1 protein-coding gene is annotated in these 314 nt (G+C 65.0%); it reads right to left on the reverse strand.

Features of this window, described 5'->3' with window-relative positions:
• A partial coding sequence (locus tag GM672_RS27980; RefSeq protein ID WP_155473716.1) for an IS1595 family transposase occupies positions 1-314 on the reverse strand: 314 nt, incomplete at both ends.

The raw sequence follows: 314 nt of genomic DNA on the forward strand, positions 1-314 counted from the left end.
ACAAATGCTGCTGCAACTGCGCCACCGTGACGGGCCCGCGCCCCGGGACGAAATCGCAAGTACGCCCTTGCCGGTCGCGCGCCACGAGAATGCAGTCCAGTTCGCCGCTGATGCCCCGTTTTTTCGCGTGGCCCCCGCGCCGCCGGGGCGGACGCGTCATGTGACGGGAGCCTTTCTGCGATTCCAATAAATACGTTTCGTCGGCCTCGACGATGCCGCTCAAGGGCTTGGGCCGGTCGTCCTTGGCCATGGCAAGAAAGCGGTGGCGCCAGCGAAAGCTCGTGTTGCGGTGAATGCCGGTTGTTTCCGCTGCC

This window comes from Pseudoduganella buxea, assembly GCF_009720835.1.
Taxonomy (GTDB): domain Bacteria; phylum Pseudomonadota; class Gammaproteobacteria; order Burkholderiales; family Burkholderiaceae_D; genus Rugamonas; species Rugamonas buxea.